Genomic DNA, 15,790 nt, shown 5'->3' on the forward strand with positions numbered 1-15,790 from the left:
AGGCAAACTGGCTGGGTAGAAGGAAGCGGCAAAAGATATTACTTTGATCAAACTGGCGTGATGAAAACAGGGTGGGTTGTTGAGAATGGGAAGTGGTATTATCTTGATCCCCAATCGGGAGAGATGAAAACCGGCTGGCTGTCTTCAGGAGAAAAAAACTATTATTTTGACCAGGACGGAATCTTGAAAACGGGCTGGGTGGAAGTCGAAGGTAAGTGGTATTATCTCAATCAGTTTGGTGCAATGGATACAGGCTGGTTTAATTATAATGGCAAATGGTATTTTCAAGATACCGATGGTGTGATGAATACCGCAGCAACACCCGTAATAAGCCAGTTTAAATTCTATGAAAATACGGAAGTCGTGCGGGACGGATGGGTAACATTTTCAGGAGATAGATATTATCTAGGCAATATTGATGGATTGGTATCCAGTTGGTTGAGCTTTGAAGGATCAAGGTATTATCTCCATATTAGCCCTGATATGGCTGGAATTCGATGAAAAATTGCCCCGGTAGCTCTATGCTGCCAGGGCAATTTTTGTGGTCAAAATAAAAACCGTTCCCGAAAGGAACGGCTTAAAATAAGTGGTCATATGGAGCAACATCGATTCTATTTTCAAACAGTTTTTTACGCAAAAATTTGTGATCCCGTTTGGGTGTTGCCAATATATATCCTCTTATGACCAATTCTTCGGTAATTTTAGCAGCATTTTCTTTTAATGCCAGCTCGCCAATTTTACCGGCAATTTTATGCCTCGCCACATCACGGAAAAGCTCGGGAACTGGACTGACTAAATCTTCGAGAAGGGCTTTTTCGTCACCACTCCACAAATGACGTGTTTCATTAACATAATGTTCTTCCCAATCCATAACGGATTTGCCATCTTCCTTAGGCATCTTCTTCAAAAATTTCCGGAACATAAAATATCCGCCGATGGCAAACGATCCAACCAGGAAAACGACCCAGAAAAGGATAAACCATAAAAACCAACCATGAAGCATCTTATTCACCTACAAAAAACTATTTTTCAACTTATTATAGTATGTTTTTGATAATAATGACAAGTTAACTCCTTTTAAGTACGCGGTATTTAAATTGGTTGGCTATAGGTGTAGGATTAAATGGTTGTCGAAAAAGTGACAAAAAAGGCAATTCTATTGTAAAATACAATATACCAATGTATTATTAGTACGAATAATAGATTAAGACATGGGGCTGAATGGGGTACTGGTGTCCTCCACAGTCTTCAAAACTGCCTGAGACCTGCGTGCCAGGTCTGGTGGGTTCGATTCCCACGCAGTCCCGCCAACCTTGAGATTCTTGTCAAACGAACAATTTCAAACACACACAGTCTTTTGGTCATTTTAAACGAAACTGTGTGAAACCGAGAATACGAAACTGTGTGAGTTCAGAACCTTCAAATTACCATATTTGGAGGTTTTTTATTTTGCGAAAAGGTGTTAGGAAGCTTAATCGAGTTACAGCAACTAAGAAAGTTACAGAGTCATTTACGCTGGTTGAAATGTTTGAGCGGTTCCTATGGTTTAAAAACTCTGAAGGTCTTGCTCCGAGAACCATTGAAGAATACGAGATTCACTTCAAGTGGCTATGTGATTATTTAGGTCAAGACTTATCGAAAGAAGAAATCACACTGGTAGTCTTTTTAGGTTGGATTGACTTTATGCGAAATGAAAAAAGTCTGAAGCCAATGACAATTAACATTAGGGTTAGAACAATGCGAGCTTTTCTCCGCTGGTGCTATACATGGAGAATTTAATTGAGGAACCAATTCATGAACGGTTTAAACCAATCAAGGTTGCAGATGAACAGATTGAACCTTTATCGGTTGCGGAGATTAAGTCGCTCTTGAACGGTTTTGACGAGTCTACTTTCGTTGGTTTCAGAGATAAAGTCATGTCTTGGTCTTGCTTGATACAATGGTTAGAATAAGCGAATTACTAGCAATGAAGCGGTCAAATGTAGACTTTAAAGCTGGTACTATCAAACTTGAAGTAATGAACACTAAGACCAAAAAAGCTCGTGAAGTACCGCTATCCACCAAGACAATGAAACTCTTAAAGGAGTACATGAATGAGTCTGAAGACTTTGGAGAAGATTTGTAATTTCTTACGTATGACGGACGAGAAATGTTGAGTAATACATGGAGAACTCGACTTCATGAAGTTGCTGATTTGTCTGGTGTAAAGAAAGTTTTAAGACCTCACATTTTAAGACACACAGGAGCTTTACTTTACATTACAAATGGTGGAGACCCCTTTTCACTTCAAAAGATACTTGGTCACACAGACATGTCTATGACTCGGAAGTATGTGAACATGACCAGCATGGACGTTAAAAGACAACATAATACATTCAGTCCATTGAAGAACGTTTTCCGTTAAGCTTTCCCTTAAGCAGAGCTTTTTTGTTTGATAAACGAACAGGTCTTTTATTTCCTTACAACAAATAAACTTTTATAAAAAACTAAAAGGGAGGGTCACCCAATGTGAAAGTTGCGGTGAAGTTTTAAGGGAAGAAGACATTGTTTATGTTCACTGGAGGTCAGAATTATTTTTTTGTAGTCGTGAATGTGAAGCTGAGTCAATAGAACATGGAGGAGAAGAATACGTTTTAGCAATCGATGACTTTGAAGAATAACTGAAACCAGACGTAAGTTGGGTGGCTTTTTTGAATAAAAATGTGTCCACAAGGGTATTCTGTTGTCGATAAACATTAAAAATTCAAAGGTGTGACCATATGAGAAAACGTTATTTTATCGCAACTGCAATCCTTGTTATTTCCTTATTCGCTTTTGCTTCAAATCCAAACAAAGCTGATTACGTTTCATTTGTCAAAGATGAAATCACAAGTGAAGGACACCCTTTTGTTGGAATGTTTACTTCTCCATTCGTCAATACGTTCACTTCTAAACAGAACTATGGTCTGTTCTCGATTTATAAGACCAAGTTTGACGACAAAGAATCTCTTACAGCTATTGGAGCTTTCAATAATTTTTACTGGATTAATTCACCAAAAGAGTATCTGTAGACCTTCAATAATGGAGGTCTTTTCTTTTGTATTGAAACAAGTCCTCCTCTGCATATATTGATTACGAAAAGAAGTAATTCAAAATGAGAGGAGATTACCAATGGAACTTTACTTCAAATTCAAGTTGAAGGAAGTGTTAGAACGTAAAGGTCTTCAACAGAAGGAACTTGCTCAAATGACTGGACTAAGAGAAGCAACAATTTCCGAACTTGTTAATGACACCAGAGGAGCATATAACAAGAATCATTTATTGACTATCATGGAAGCTCTCAACCTAACTGAATTGAGTGACTTACTAGAAGTTAGGAAGTACAATGAAAGCAGAAAATGGACAGGAGAATTTTATGAGGACAGTAGTTATTGAAATTTATTATAAGTCTCTTGAGTTTGAACAGAAAGTTCTGTAAGCTGGAGAGTTTCCACTGAAGGGGAGAACTAGAGAGGACGTTGCTCTTGAGTTCAGGAAGCAAATTAAGAAAGAGTCGCAACAGACTTTGGAATTGAGAAAGGTCATTTGCAACGGTGAGGATATAACGGAATTGGTGAAAAATCAAATATAAAAAAGGAGTTTCCAGTGTGGAAGCTCCTTTGTTTCTTAGAAATGTATTTTATCAATCATGAACATTAAACCGTTGGTTATTAGGTTTACTCCAGCTCCTTCAATCATTGTTCTTATTGATTGTAAGGATTGTTGAATTACAGTAGGTTGTGGTTGTGCTGATACTAATTCAGCTGATATTGTTTCAACCTCGGACTCAACTACTGCTTGCTGTTCTTTTGGAAGTCCAACTTGGTGAAGGTTTTCTTTTAGCTGTTTTATAAAGTCCGATATTTGACCAACGTCCACACCATTAGCAATACAGGCATTTTCCAAAAAACAAATCATCGATTTATTGAAACAACTAAACCAACGGACCTATGCTGGTTTCCGTGATTATGTGCTAATGTTGTTATTTTTAGATACTGGTATAAGATGTAATGAAGCATTAGGATTGAAAAAGAAAGACTTTGATTACGAACAAAAAATTATAAAAGTTCCTGCACCATTAGCAAAAAACGGACACGCCAGAATCCTCCCTTTATCCAAAAAAACGGCGAAGGCTTTAAATACTTTAATAAAAGAAAACAGTATATTTGAAAATAGTGATTTCATCTTTTTATCAAATTATGGAGATGAAATTGACCCTAGTTGGGTAAGATCAAGAATAAAGCAATACGGAATAAAAGGAAATATAACAAATGTTCGAGTTTCTCCCCATACATTTCGCCATACTTTTGCAAAATTATTATTTTAAATGGAGGGGATGCATTTACGTTGCAACGTATTCTAGATCATTCGACAATGAATATGGTACGAAAATACGTTCAAATGAATGGTGAAGATATTAAATCTCAACATCATCAGTTTAGTCCGGTAAATCATCTCCTATAAATTAAAGATGCCCGCGTGATGATTAATCATCACGCGGGCATTTTCATTTAAGAGTTTTTCCCCTACCTCTTTCACTTAGGGATGGTATTTGAAGTTGTACATTAAAAAATCATAATTACTTGTTACCAATTTTCTTATAAAAGTTCTAGTTCAAATTAGTCAACTCGTACTAGTTTGCAAAATAAATAGTAGGAGAATATTATTGGTGCTGTCTTTTCAACTCATCAGGTCTAAGCTTTCGGTAGTGTTTTAGAGACTCGTGTGAGGACCAATGAAGAACAGGTGTTTAAAGAATTTTTCGATTTGGAGTAACAAATAAAATGATAAGGATGTGCTCATTCTGTAAGGTAAACTCTACTAAATCTAATTATATCTGCATCACCACTTAGGTCATTGTAAAGCAGTTGCGGAGATAGTTTTAAAAGAAGAAGCACAAGCCTGAAAAGTTTTCTGTTTTTAATGTTTTTGTTTTTTTGAGTCAGGTCAGATTGTGAATAAATAAGTTTCGACTTTAGAATAACTAATATTTCGCTCTGTATAAGTGAACTGTTTCAGACTGATTCATAAGACTATTAGGTCGTTCTAGAATCCGATTAACCTCGAAAACCATGTCAGAAAATCTAACGTGATTGTAGATAGAAAGAGAAATTGTGTCTATATTTAAAACTGTTCTAGAATTTTCTGACAATAATACTGTGCGGTGAAACTTTCTGGAAATATTTGTAATATTAGGAAGTGGAGGGGTAGCATGTTAACACCAAGTGCAGGGTATCTTATTTTAATTATTTTTGGAGTTTTGTTTACGGGAGTAACGGCTGTTATTCACCGCATGGATTCCAAACGTAAAGGAAAAGAAATGACGGCGGAACAATTTAACACTGCCGGAAGAAGTGTAGAGGTTGGTTTGGCCAGCGCCTCAATCGTAGCGGCATGGACATGGGCTGCCACGATCATGATGTCATCCTCGACTGGTTATCAATATGGAATCAGCGGGCCATTTTGGTATGCGGCTGGTGCTACGATCCAAATCTTATTATTTGCTATCCTTGCTGTTCATTTAAAAAGAAAAGCACCAAACGCTCATACGTTTTTAGAGTTTATTTCACAGCGCTTTGATAAAAAAAATCACCGCTTAATGCTCGTATTTGCGCTGATGACGAATATTATCGTGACCTCGATGATCATTCTCGGCGGAGCGATCACGTTAAATCAGTTAACAGGAATGAATTTATATGTAGCAGCCTTTTTAATCCCTGTTACATTCACGATTTATACAATGATTGGCGGACTAAAAGCTTCATTTATTGCGGACTATTTGCACACGGTGATCTTATTTGTTGTTCTATTGATCTTTGGGGTTGCGGTCTATTATAAATTTGGCATCTCTAATATCTATGAGGGGCTGCGTGCCTTACCGGAATCCAAGCAAATGCTGACGATGGCATCTATTCCAGGGCTGTTGTTTGGGATTATTAATATTGTTGGGAATTTCGGAACCGTTTTTGTCGATCAAGCCTATTGGCAGCGGGCGATTGCTAGTACTGATAAAGCCGCTTCGAAAGCGTACATATACGGAGGGATCTCCTGGTTTTCGATTCCCTTTGCGGTAGCTACGATTTTGGGTGTTAGTGCGGCCGGTCTTGGAATTTCAGTTTCTTCTCCTGATTCTGTTGCACCGATTATGGCCTCACACATCCTTGGGTCGGTAGGATCTGTTCTGTTTTTGACCATGCTGTTTATGGCAGTTACGTCTGCGGGGTCTGCAGAATTGACAGCTGTTACGAATATTATCGTTACGGATATTTATCGTCATTCGATCAACCCACATGCCGGCAGTAAGAAACTATTGCGTGTTTCCCGTTTGGTTACATTAGGGTTTGGATTATCGATGGGAATCTTTTCAATCCTACTATTCTATTTAGGTATCAGTCTTGGCTTTGTTTATATGGCAATGGGGATTTTTGTTAGTGCAGCCGTTATACCGGTCACACTTGGGCTCGTTTGGAAACGGGCCACAAATGCAGGAGCCTTTTACGGTGCATTGTTGGGGATGATTGGCGGCGTAACAGTTTGGCTTATTTCTGCTTATGTAACAGCAGGGCATGTGAACGTTGAATCGCTGGGCGGGCTCTACCCGATGCTGTTTGGTAATCTGGCGGTATTTGTCATTAGTGGAGTGATTTCGATTGGGCATGCACTCATCTCTTCTGAGGAATTTCATTTTGAGTCGTTAAAAGACAAGTTTAAGAGTTTTGATGAAAGTAATAGTATGGCAAGAAAGGAGAATTTGGGATGAATGATTTGGAGTTAAAAAAACAGACGAAGCTGTACACTCGTTGGGCATTGGGGTTAAGTTTAGTACTTGTCGTCATTTGGCCGGGAATTATGTTTTCGACAGGTTATATCTATAGTCTCTCCTTTTTCACGGGCTGGGTTTATCTAGCATTTGGCTGGCTGGTGTTTGCCGCTCTTTTTATCACCATTCGGCCATTTATTGAGCTGTATAAGGAATACAAGCGATAAAGGGAAATAGAATGATTGGTCACCAAAGCAGCTGGTCTTGGCTGCTTTGGTATTCATGTTGAATCACGAGGAGCAAATGTAGAATTGGTCTGCGTTATGAATGGAAATCTCCGGTTACAGGAAAAAAGGAAGGATGAAAAAGATGAAACTGACCTCACGTGAAATGGAAAAGCTTATGGTTGTGGTGGCTGCTGACCTGGCGCGCCGCCGGCAAAAAAGAGGCTTAAAACTTAACTATCCTGAATCCATCGCCATCATTACCTATGAAGTTCTCGAAGGGGCGCGGGATGGACGAACAGTGGCACAGCTTATGCAATACGGTACCACCATTCTGACAAGAGAAGATGTGATGGAAGGTGTACCTGAAATGATTCCGGACATACAGGTCGAGGCGACATTCCCGGATGGTACAAAACTGGTCACTGTACATACCCCGATTCGATAACCCGATTTTACATACCCAAACCAAAACTATATAGGAGGGAAAGCAATGATTCCTGGGGAGTATCGATTAAAAAAGGAGCCAATTTTGTGTAATGAAAATAAGCAGCCGCTAGTCATTACTGTGTTAAACCGGGGCGATCGTCCGATCCAAATCGGTTCGCATTTTCATTTTTTTGAAGTCAATACAGCGTTGCAATTTGACCGAGGTCGCGCATTTGGCAGGCATTTGAATATTCCGGCGGGAACGGCCGTAAGGTTTGAGCCTGGCGATGAAAAGAAAGTAGAGCTCGTTTCTTTTTCGGGAGAACAGAGGGTGTACGGTTTAAATAAATTAACAAACGGTTCCGTCATAAAGGAGGAGAAGTAAGTGAGCTTTCACATGCCGCGAAAACAATATGCCGATATGTTCGGTCCAACGGTTGGAGATGCTGTCCGTTTAGCAGATACTGATCTGTTTATAGAAATAGAAAAAGATTACACCACCTACGGGGATGAAGTGAAGTTTGGGGGAGGCAAGGTGATTCGTGATGGAATGGGGCAGCACCCGCTTGTGACAAGGGCGGAAAGTGTGGACCTTGTGTTAACCAATGCGATGATTGTTGATTATACCGGGATTTATAAAGCAGACATTGGTGTGAAAGATGGGAAGATTGTGGAGATTGGCAAGGCTGGGAATCCGCTGCTGATGGACAAGGTGGATATCGTCATTGGTGCGTCAACCGAAGTGATTGCCGCAGAAGGAAAAATCGTAACCGCCGGAGGCATTGATGCCCATATCCACTTTATTTGTCCGCAGCAAATTGAAACGGCGCTTTCCTCTGGCGTGACCACGATGATTGGCGGGGGGACAGGGCCGGCTACAGGCACGAACGCAACCACCTGTACCCCAGGCCCGTGGAATATCCACCGGATGCTCCAGGCAGCAGAAGAATTCCCAATGAATCTCGGTTTTTTGGGAAAAGGAAATGCTTCGGATGAAGCTCCGTTAAAGGAACAAATTGAAGCGGGAGCAATCGGCTTAAAGCTTCATGAAGACTGGGGAACAACGGCTGCAGCCATTGATACGAGTCTAAAAGTGGCTGACCAATATGATGTGCAGGTCGCCATTCATACCGATACCCTTAACGAAGGTGGATTTGTTGAGGATACATTGGCTGCCATTGATGGACGCGTGATTCATACGTATCATACGGAAGGCGCCGGGGGAGGACATGCACCGGATATTATTAAGGCTGCCAGCTTCCCTAATATCTTGCCGTCATCGACCAATCCAACAAGGCCTTATACGATTAATACACTGGAAGAGCATTTAGATATGTTGATGGTTTGCCATCATCTTGATCCAGAGGTTCCGGAGGACATTGCTTTTGCTGATTCGCGGATTCGCAAAGAAACGATTGCCGCAGAAGATATCCTACACGATATCGGTGTATTCAGTATGATTTCCTCAGATTCGCAGGCAATGGGACGGGTGGGAGAAGTGATTACCCGTACGTGGCAAACGGCGGATAAGATGAAAAAACAGCACGGAAAACTTGCGGAAGATCAAGGCGTTGGCGATAACTTCCGGGTCAAGCGGTATATTGCCAAATATACGATCAACCCTGCTTGGACACATGGGATTGCCGATTATGTCGGTTCGATTGAAACAGGAAAGCTCGCGGATTTGGTTGTCTGGGATCCGGCGTTTTTCGGTGTGAAACCAGAGTTGATTTTAAAAGGCGGCATGATTGCACACAGTTTGATGGGAGATCCCAATGCCAGCATACCAACGCCGCAGCCGGTTATCTATCGTCCGATGTTTGCATCATTCGGAAGTGCCAAATATCAAACGTCGATGACATTTGTATCCCAAGCTGCTTTTAAAAAAGGGGTTCATGAAACACTTGGGCTAAAGAAAATCGTCAAACCTGTGTCAGGGATCCGCCAGTTAACGAAAAAATCGATGGTTTTTAATGGGGAAACACCTGAAATCGAGGTGGATCCGCAAACATACGAAGTGAAAGTAAATGGTGAATTAATAACCTGTGAGCCGGCGGAAGTAGTTCCAATGGCACAGCGCTATTTCTTGTTTTAAGGTGTTTGAGTTGCCGAAACCCAGGAAGGTACAACGATCCTTACTTGGTTGAAGGGTTCTATTTTGTTTGGCGAAATAAATTCTTTTTTCGCGAAACATTCACCAAGTTTGGAGAAATTCATTCCTGTAACGCCCTACTCTATTTCTTTTTTAAGGAGAGAAAAAAATGATTATTGAAAAAGTAATTGGAAATGTTTCGACAATAGAAAAAAAAGCACCGCATACAGAACGGGTGTACATGAACAGCGATGACTTGGTTAAACGGATTCAGCGTGTTGTCACCGACCATGGCAAGGAGATTGGGATTCGCTTAAAAGACAATCGTGACTTAATCGACGGTGATGTCTTATATATAGATGAACGAAATATGATCGTAATCTCCGTTAAAAATGATGACTTGTTGGTGATCCAGCCAACGTCGATCCAGCAGATGGGGGAAATTGCCCACCAACTGGGGAACCGTCATCTCCCGGCCCAATTTGAAGGAAATGAAATGCTTGTTCAGTATGATTATTTAGTCGAAGAGCTTCTCCAGCAATTAGAAATTCCTTTTAAGCGGGAAAATCGAAAGGTAAAGCAGGCGTTTCGCCATATTGGACACCGCCATGATTAATGAATTGTTTCCGCTGCTTCAGTTGTGTGATTCCAACTTTCCATCCGGAGCCTTTTCGCATTCGTTCGGATTGGAAACCTACATTCAGGAACAAGTCATTACGGATACGAAAAGCTTTTCTGAAGCTATCATCGTATATATCGAAAAACAGCTTGTTTTTGTCGAGGGACTAGCGTGCCGGCTTGCTTTTGAAGGGGTCGGGCAAAACAGGATGGCGGATCTATTCGAGCTAGATCAATTATTATTTGCTGCGAGCCTTGCGGAAGAAACGAGGATCGGAAATCGCCGAATTGGGGAACGAATGGCAAAACTATGTGCCGGCCTTTATCCATCACCGATTCTCGATGATTATCTCGATAAAATCAAAGAAAAGCAGGCCTATGGACATTCTGCCTTGGTTTTTTCGATCGTTGCCTGCCACTTACAAGTGGGAAAAGAAACTGCCATTGGCGCGTATTTATATGGAGCTGTTTCTTCACTGATTCAAAACGCAGTCCGCAGCATTCCCCTCGGCCAGACCGATGGTCAAAAGCTGTTGGTCAACATCCAGCCGCTTTTAAAGAAAGCCGTTCGGAAGATTTTGTTGTTGTCTAAGGATGATCTTGGGGCGGTCAGCCCGGGATTGGAAATTGCCCAAATGCGTCATGAACGATTACATGTACGCTTGTTTATGTCTTAAATTTTTTAGAAAAAGAGGGATGTTGAGAATGGAACCAGTACGTATAGGAATTGGAGGACCTGTTGGCGCAGGAAAAACGATGCTTGTGGAAAAATTAACGCGGGCGATGCACGAAGAACTGAGCATGGCCGTTGTCACGAATGACATCTATACAAAGGAAGATGCGTTATTTCTCATGAAAAACGGAGTGCTGCCTCAGGATCGGGTAATCGGGGTGGAAACTGGCGGTTGTCCGCATACGGCGATTCGTGAGGATGCCTCGATGAATTTTGCGGCCATCGATGAATTGAAAGAAAGACACCCTGATGTTGAATTGATCTTTGTCGAAAGCGGTGGCGATAATTTAGCGGCAACATTCAGTCCAGAGCTTGTTGATTTTTCCATTTATATTATTGATGTGGCCCAAGGGGAAAAAATTCCACGCAAAGGCGGACAAGGGATGATTAAGTCAGACTTATTCATCATAAACAAAATTGATTTGGCGCCTTACGTTGGAGCAAGTCTGGAAATCATGGAGCGGGACACGATCGATGCGAGAGGGGACAAGCCTTTTATTTTTACAAATTTAAAAGATGGAACAGGCCTTAAACAAGTGATCGATTGGATTAAAAAACAAGCTCTATTAATGGGATTGGAGTCATGAGCTATACCGGCGTATTGGAGCTTTCTGCGGTCAGAAGGCAGTCCAAAAGTATTGTATCCAGCTGTTATTATGAAGGGGCATTGAAATTAACTCGCCCGGTTTACCTGGAGGAGGATGTGCCAACCGTTTATCTGATTCATGTTGGGGGCGGCTATGTCGACGGCGATACCTATTTGACTGACCTTTCTGTTGAGGCGGGAGCGGAATTGGCAGTTACTACGCAATCCGCTACAAAAGTATATAAAACGCCGAAAAACCCTGTTGTTCAGCAAACAAATTTGAAAGTGGGCAAGGGAAGTGTGCTTGAATATTTTCCGGATTCATTAATCGCTTATGAGGGTGCGCGTTTTATTCAAGAAACTAATGTTCGGATGGAGGAGGAAGCTGTTTTTTTTTATAGCGATATAATCACACCTGGATGGGCAGAGGATGGGAGCTTGTTTCGCTATGACTGGATCCGTTCGAAATTAAAAGTCTATAAAAATGACAAGCTCGTTTTATTTGATCATTTGCTTCTTAAGCCGGACGATCAGTTGAACGGGATTATGCAAATGGAGGGGTATACCCATGTTGGGACCTTCCTCATCTTTCATAATCAAGCAGATATAGGTTTTTTGGATGGTTTATATGAAGTCATGGAAGATATTCAGGAAGACGTTTGTTTCGGATTGTCCTCTTTGCCGAAGGGAGGAGTGATTTTGAGGCTGCTGGCTCGGTCTACATGGATGATTGAGAAAATGATTACTCATGCGCATGGATGGGCCAGACATCAGCTGTTGGCGAAGGATGTTGTTAGATGGAGGAAATACTAAGGTTGTGGAATGCATCTTTCTTGGAAAAGAAGGATGCATTGTTGTTGAGGATTGTGCAGGAGGGTATTGGTGGATTAGAGGAAATTACAATTAACCCAGGATGGTTATGCTAGCTTTATTCCACAATAAAAGCCCCTCTTAATTATAGAGAACGGCTTTTTTGTCCTTGTTTTGTGTATGCGTAAGGATTGAGAAAACAAGGAAGAGTCACAGGTATAAGAAAGGTTACTGAGATTTTGACTATGACTGAATGTTTGAGCGATTCATGTGGTTCAAACAGACGGAGGGTTTAGCTCCTCGTACTATTGAAGATTTTCAGATTCACTTTCAATGGTTACTAGATTATCTTGGTGAAGACTTATGAAGAGAGCAAATGACTCTTGAAGTGTTCCTTGAGTGAGTTGACTTTATGCTCAACGATAAAGGTCTTCAACCTACAACAGTCAATATTGGTGTAAGAACAATGAGAGTATTCTGCGTTGGTGTTATCTTGAAAACCTTTTTCATATTTCAATTCATGAGAAGTTTAAGCCAATGAAGACAGAAGAAGACACTATTGAATCTTAAACTGTTACTGAAATTAAAACTCCGTTCAACGAATTTGACGAGTCGACCTTCGTTGTTCCGAGATAAAGTTATGGTCTATGAACGCCTCTCCCTGTTCAAGGTCAATATTTTTGGTTTCTCCATTAATCTGTAATATTAATTTAGACAAATATTTTGCGTCTCTTTTAATAGCAGATCTAATCGAGTAGTTTAATTTTTTTACATTGAAATCCTGTTGGCTGAAAATCATGAAATACACTCCATTCATATTTAAATAAAACACAAGGTAAGCAGGTACAACAAACAAACTAACTTACGATTGTTTCATAATTGCGTAAAACGAATAATCGATTATTCAAGGGTTCTCCTCCCCTCACTGCTATATAAAATGAGAGTTTTTAGTCATGGATCACTTGATGAGGAAAACTATTATACTTCTAATTATGAAAATATAAAAGAGAAATTAATCCATTTTTTTCTTTTTTTGTCGTTTTTTTCAATTATTTGTCCTAGCTGAGATGAAACGTAACATAATCTCAGAGCGTACTAGAGCGGGTCTGGAGACTGCTTGAGCAAGCAATCCGTATCGGTTCAATTGCGTTCATTAAATCTTGAAATTCAACCATGCCGTGGAATGGCTTAACTTACAGTCTTTCGTTTAACGTGACAAAGAATTAAAACAGGATTACTCTTAATAACGTATCTATTCATTACAATTGGAATGACATAAGCAGTGGAATAACCACCATCCTACTGCTTTTGCTAAGGAGATGATGTCACCAAGTGTGAGGTATTAGTAGACGGAGTTATAATAAAGATCAATCATTCGCAAAGTTAAGGGGAAAATGGAAATTTTGACTCAGAATAACTTTTTATATGCATCATTAATTATGTAATTAAAGGGAATCATAAATGAATAATGGCATTTTAATAGAAGCTAGGATATTTTCAAGGAAACTACATAGCTTTACAACTAGAACGAGGGTGTGAGAACGTGTCAGAGACAGATATGTCGAAATACGAGAAGAAAATAATCATTCGCAACATACAAATCGAAGACATTGATGAAATTATAGAGTTAGGGAAAGTTTGCTTCCCTAACATGGACCCATGGAAGCGGGAGCAATTGGTTAGTCACATTCGAATTTTCCCAGAGGGTCAATTTTGCGTGGAATATGAGGACAAGATTGTAGGTTCCTGTTCAAGTTTAATCGTCAATTTTGAAGAATATGACGACCAGCACACATGGGACGTTATTACGGACAACGGGTATATCACGAATCACGACCCCAATGGGAAAAATTTGTACGGGATTGAAGTGATGGTCGATCCAGGATACCGGCGCATGAAACTAGGTGCCCGTCTTTACGAGGCGCGCAAGGACCTCGCTGTTCGATTAAATCTTCAAAGCATCATTATCGGCGGACGAATCCCAAATTACCACAAATACAAGAATGAAATGACGGCTCGTGAGTATGTTGCTGCAGTTGAGAAGCACAGTATTTATGACCCAGTTTTGTCCTTTCAGCTCCTGCAGGGGTTTACTATTAAACGTATCAACACAAGCTACCTGCCAGATGACAAAGCATCTGATTCTATGGCTACCTTGATGGAATGGAACAACATCGATTATCGTCCAAAGAATAAGCGAATTTATCGCACATCGTTCCCGGTTAGAATCTGTGCGGTTCAGTACATGATGAAAAAAATTGACTCGTTTCAGGATTTTAATCGTCAAATTGAGTACTATGTCGACGTCGCGGCTGATTTCGGATCTGATTTTGTTGTATTTCCGGAGATATTTACAACCCAATTGATGTCATTTCTGGAAGAAAAACGGCCGGATCAGGCAGTTCGACGACTGGCAACCTATACAGATCAATATATTGAACTGTTTACGCAACTCGCAGTACGATATAACATCAACATTGTTGGTGGATCACATTTTGTTGAAGAAAATGGGGATGTCTACAATGTTGGTTTTCTATTCCGTCGCGACGGCACGATAGAAAAACAGTCCAAAATTCACGCCACACCAAACGAGAAAAAGTGGTGGGGCATTTCAGAAGGAAACGAAATTCATGTGTTTGACACGGATTGCGGAAAGATTGCTATCCACATTTCTTACGACATCGAGTTTCCGGAACTCGCAAGGATTGCTGTTGATAAGGGTGCAAACATTATATTTGTACCTTTTTGTACGGAGGATCGTCAGGGGTACCTCCGTGTTCGCTACTGTGCCCAGGCACGTGCGATTGAGAACCAAGTATATACCTGTATTGCTGGAACAGTGGGCAACTTAACGCATGTTGAGAATATGGATATTCAGTACGCACAATCTGGAATTTTCTCGCCTTCCGATTTTGAGTTTGCAAGGGATGGGATTGTAGGGGAATGTGATGCTAACATTGACACCGTAGTTGTTGGTGACGTAGACCTTGAGAAACTGAGACGTTCTCGGAATTCTGGTTCACTGCGCCAATTACGCGATCGACGACATGATTTGTATCGAATTGAATGGAATGGATTAGCATAAAGCAGGATTAAGTTGTTTATAACTTAGGGTGTCAAGCACCAGACTTGGATCTGGTGATTGGCAACCTTTATTTGTTTTACTTCCGGAGGGAAAACTTTGGGATCACTGTGAACAGTAGCTTTTTTGGGAAGTATGTTATAATTAACCACGAAAGTTAGAAAATCAGTGTATACATTATGCAAGGAGGCAAAGTTGAATGTATAAAGAGCTTATAAGACCAACTGAAATATCCATAAAAGATAAAAAGTATAAAGTAAAAGGTAATGTTATCCGGGCTGCGGTGTTTGCAAGAACCAATGTCATCGAAGTTTTAACAGCAGAAAACGAAAGATTTTATTTTATATACTTTAAAAATTCATTAATATATGGTGATAAACTAGATAAGGTGGAAGAAGGATCATTTATCAATAAAGCATTTCATGAAGGTATTGTGAT

19 protein-coding genes, 1 tRNA gene and 2 pseudogenes are annotated in these 15,790 nt (G+C 40.4%); 19 read left to right on the forward strand and 3 right to left on the reverse strand.

The window, feature by feature from the left end; genetic code table 11:
* Window positions 1-501 (forward strand): annotated as a pseudogene (locus V7161_RS21835) (glucosaminidase domain-containing protein); the annotation flags it as partial.
* Between the two features lie 76 nt (window positions 502-577).
* Here V7161_RS21835 and V7161_RS21840 read toward each other — a convergent pair.
* Window positions 578-1,003 carry a DUF2621 domain-containing protein gene (locus V7161_RS21840; RefSeq protein ID WP_335714970.1) on the reverse strand — a complete coding sequence of 142 codons (426 nt, stop codon included), beginning with the start codon at window positions 1,001-1,003 and terminating at the stop codon, window positions 578-580.
* Between the two features lie 210 nt (window positions 1,004-1,213).
* Between V7161_RS21840 and V7161_RS21845 the strand changes: the two genes are divergently transcribed.
* From V7161_RS21845 to V7161_RS21865, 5 genes and pseudogenes are all read left to right on the forward strand, one after another.
* Window positions 1,214-1,310: transfer RNA gene (locus V7161_RS21845), tRNA-Sec, on the forward strand.
* Window positions 1,311-1,449: 139 nt separating this feature from the next.
* On the forward strand, window positions 1,450-1,779 hold the full coding sequence (locus tag V7161_RS21850; RefSeq protein WP_335714971.1) for a phage integrase SAM-like domain-containing protein: 330 nt from the start codon (window positions 1,450-1,452) through the stop codon (window positions 1,777-1,779).
* 187 nt (window positions 1,780-1,966) lie between these two features.
* Window positions 1,967-2,404, forward strand: a pseudogene (locus V7161_RS21855) (tyrosine-type recombinase/integrase).
* A gap of 355 nt (window positions 2,405-2,759) precedes the next feature.
* Entirely contained in the window at window positions 2,760-3,050 is a 291-nt protein-coding gene (locus V7161_RS21860; protein ID WP_335714972.1) for a DUF4359 domain-containing protein, read from the forward strand.
* A 100-nt stretch (window positions 3,051-3,150) separates the two neighbouring features.
* Entirely contained in the window at window positions 3,151-3,414 is a 264-nt protein-coding gene (locus tag V7161_RS21865; protein WP_289982169.1) for a helix-turn-helix domain-containing protein, read from the forward strand.
* A 231-nt stretch (window positions 3,415-3,645) separates the two neighbouring features.
* Here V7161_RS21865 and V7161_RS21870 read toward each other — a convergent pair whose 3' ends face one another.
* Window positions 3,646-3,924: a hypothetical protein gene (locus tag V7161_RS21870; protein WP_335714973.1), complete on the reverse strand. Its 279-nt coding sequence runs from the start codon at window positions 3,922-3,924 to the stop codon at window positions 3,646-3,648.
* A 19-nt stretch (window positions 3,925-3,943) separates the two neighbouring features.
* On the opposite strand from V7161_RS21870, the gene V7161_RS21875 reads away from it, so the two are divergent.
* The 11 genes from V7161_RS21875 to V7161_RS21925 all read left to right on the forward strand — a co-directional run bounded on the left by V7161_RS21875 (window position 3,944) and on the right by V7161_RS21925 (window position 12,273).
* The gene (locus V7161_RS21875; protein ID WP_335714974.1) at window positions 3,944-4,345 is read left to right on the forward strand and encodes a tyrosine-type recombinase/integrase; all 402 of its coding nucleotides are present in this window, start codon (window positions 3,944-3,946) and stop codon (window positions 4,343-4,345) included.
* Window positions 4,346-5,230: 885 nt separating this feature from the next.
* Entirely contained in the window at window positions 5,231-6,778 is a 1,548-nt protein-coding gene (locus V7161_RS21880; protein WP_335714975.1) for a sodium:solute symporter family protein, read from the forward strand.
* A complete protein-coding gene (locus tag V7161_RS21885) occupies window positions 6,775-7,005 on the forward strand; it encodes a hypothetical protein (protein WP_335714976.1) in 231 nt (76 codons plus the stop codon). The genes V7161_RS21880 and V7161_RS21885 overlap by 4 nt, the downstream gene beginning before the upstream one ends.
* Window positions 7,006-7,020: 15 nt before the next feature.
* Window positions 7,021-7,167, forward strand: coding sequence for a hypothetical protein (locus V7161_RS21890; protein ID WP_335714977.1), 147 nt, complete (start codon window positions 7,021-7,023; stop codon window positions 7,165-7,167).
* A complete protein-coding gene (locus V7161_RS21895) occupies window positions 7,148-7,450 on the forward strand; it encodes an urease subunit gamma (protein ID WP_289982940.1) in 303 nt (100 codons plus the stop codon). The genes V7161_RS21890 and V7161_RS21895 overlap by 20 nt, the downstream gene beginning before the upstream one ends.
* Before the next feature lie 45 nt (window positions 7,451-7,495).
* Window positions 7,496-7,816, forward strand: coding sequence for an urease subunit beta (locus tag V7161_RS21900; RefSeq protein WP_289982166.1), 321 nt, complete (start codon window positions 7,496-7,498; stop codon window positions 7,814-7,816).
* The gene (ureC, locus tag V7161_RS21905; RefSeq protein ID WP_335714978.1) at window positions 7,817-9,526 is read left to right on the forward strand and encodes an urease subunit alpha; all 1,710 of its coding nucleotides are present in this window, start codon (window positions 7,817-7,819) and stop codon (window positions 9,524-9,526) included.
* Between the two features lie 166 nt (window positions 9,527-9,692).
* Window positions 9,693-10,139 (forward strand): urease accessory protein UreE, encoded by a 447-nt coding sequence (gene ureE, locus V7161_RS21910; RefSeq protein ID WP_335714979.1) that lies wholly within the window; start codon window positions 9,693-9,695, stop codon window positions 10,137-10,139.
* Window positions 10,132-10,818 (forward strand): urease accessory protein UreF, encoded by a 687-nt coding sequence (locus V7161_RS21915; RefSeq protein WP_289982938.1) that lies wholly within the window; start codon window positions 10,132-10,134, stop codon window positions 10,816-10,818. The genes ureE and V7161_RS21915 overlap by 8 nt, the downstream gene beginning before the upstream one ends.
* Before the next feature lie 28 nt (window positions 10,819-10,846).
* Window positions 10,847-11,461, forward strand: coding sequence for an urease accessory protein UreG (gene ureG, locus V7161_RS21920; RefSeq protein WP_335714980.1), 615 nt, complete (start codon window positions 10,847-10,849; stop codon window positions 11,459-11,461).
* A complete protein-coding gene (locus tag V7161_RS21925) occupies window positions 11,458-12,273 on the forward strand; it encodes an urease accessory protein UreD (protein ID WP_335714981.1) in 816 nt (271 codons plus the stop codon). The genes ureG and V7161_RS21925 overlap by 4 nt, the downstream gene beginning before the upstream one ends.
* A 592-nt stretch (window positions 12,274-12,865) precedes the next feature.
* Here the strand turns inward: V7161_RS21925 and V7161_RS21930 are convergent.
* Window positions 12,866-13,069 (reverse strand): hypothetical protein, encoded by a 204-nt coding sequence (locus V7161_RS21930; RefSeq protein ID WP_335714982.1) that lies wholly within the window; start codon window positions 13,067-13,069, stop codon window positions 12,866-12,868.
* A gap of 744 nt (window positions 13,070-13,813) precedes the next feature.
* Here V7161_RS21930 and V7161_RS21935 point away from each other — a divergent pair.
* Both V7161_RS21935 and V7161_RS21940 read left to right on the forward strand, forming a co-directional pair.
* Window positions 13,814-15,355: a carbon-nitrogen hydrolase family protein gene (locus V7161_RS21935; RefSeq protein ID WP_335714983.1), complete on the forward strand. Its 1,542-nt coding sequence runs from the start codon at window positions 13,814-13,816 to the stop codon at window positions 15,353-15,355.
* A 196-nt stretch (window positions 15,356-15,551) separates the two neighbouring features.
* Window positions 15,552-15,790 (forward strand): hypothetical protein (locus tag V7161_RS21940; RefSeq protein ID WP_335714984.1); only part of this gene is annotated, 239 nt, incomplete at its 3' end.

This window comes from Neobacillus drentensis (assembly GCF_036965425.1).
Lineage (GTDB): Bacteria > Bacillota > Bacilli > Bacillales > Cytobacillaceae > Neobacillus > Neobacillus drentensis_F.

Bases quoted from the DNA above. Each gene is read 5' to 3' on its own strand.
- V7161_RS21840 (WP_335714970.1), bottom strand. From the start codon at position 1,003: ATGCTTCATGGTTGGTTTTTATGGTTTATCCTTTTCTGGGTCGTTTTC.
- V7161_RS21860 (WP_335714972.1), top strand. From the start codon at position 2,760: ATGAGAAAACGTTATTTTATCGCAACTGCAATCCTTGTTATTTCCTTA.
- V7161_RS21865 (WP_289982169.1), top strand. From the start codon at position 3,151: ATGGAACTTTACTTCAAATTCAAGTTGAAGGAAGTGTTAGAACGTAAA.
- V7161_RS21880 (WP_335714975.1), top strand. From the start codon at position 5,231: ATGTTAACACCAAGTGCAGGGTATCTTATTTTAATTATTTTTGGAGTT.
- V7161_RS21885 (WP_335714976.1), top strand. From the start codon at position 6,775: ATGAATGATTTGGAGTTAAAAAAACAGACGAAGCTGTACACTCGTTGG.
- V7161_RS21895 (WP_289982940.1), top strand. From the start codon at position 7,148: ATGAAACTGACCTCACGTGAAATGGAAAAGCTTATGGTTGTGGTGGCT.
- V7161_RS21900 (WP_289982166.1), top strand. From the start codon at position 7,496: ATGATTCCTGGGGAGTATCGATTAAAAAAGGAGCCAATTTTGTGTAAT.
- ureE (WP_335714979.1), top strand. From the start codon at position 9,693: ATGATTATTGAAAAAGTAATTGGAAATGTTTCGACAATAGAAAAAAAA.
- V7161_RS21915 (WP_289982938.1), top strand. From the start codon at position 10,132: ATGATTAATGAATTGTTTCCGCTGCTTCAGTTGTGTGATTCCAACTTT.
- ureG (WP_335714980.1), top strand. From the start codon at position 10,847: ATGGAACCAGTACGTATAGGAATTGGAGGACCTGTTGGCGCAGGAAAA.
- V7161_RS21925 (WP_335714981.1), top strand. From the start codon at position 11,458: ATGAGCTATACCGGCGTATTGGAGCTTTCTGCGGTCAGAAGGCAGTCC.
- V7161_RS21930 (WP_335714982.1), bottom strand. From the start codon at position 13,069: ATGATTTTCAGCCAACAGGATTTCAATGTAAAAAAATTAAACTACTCG.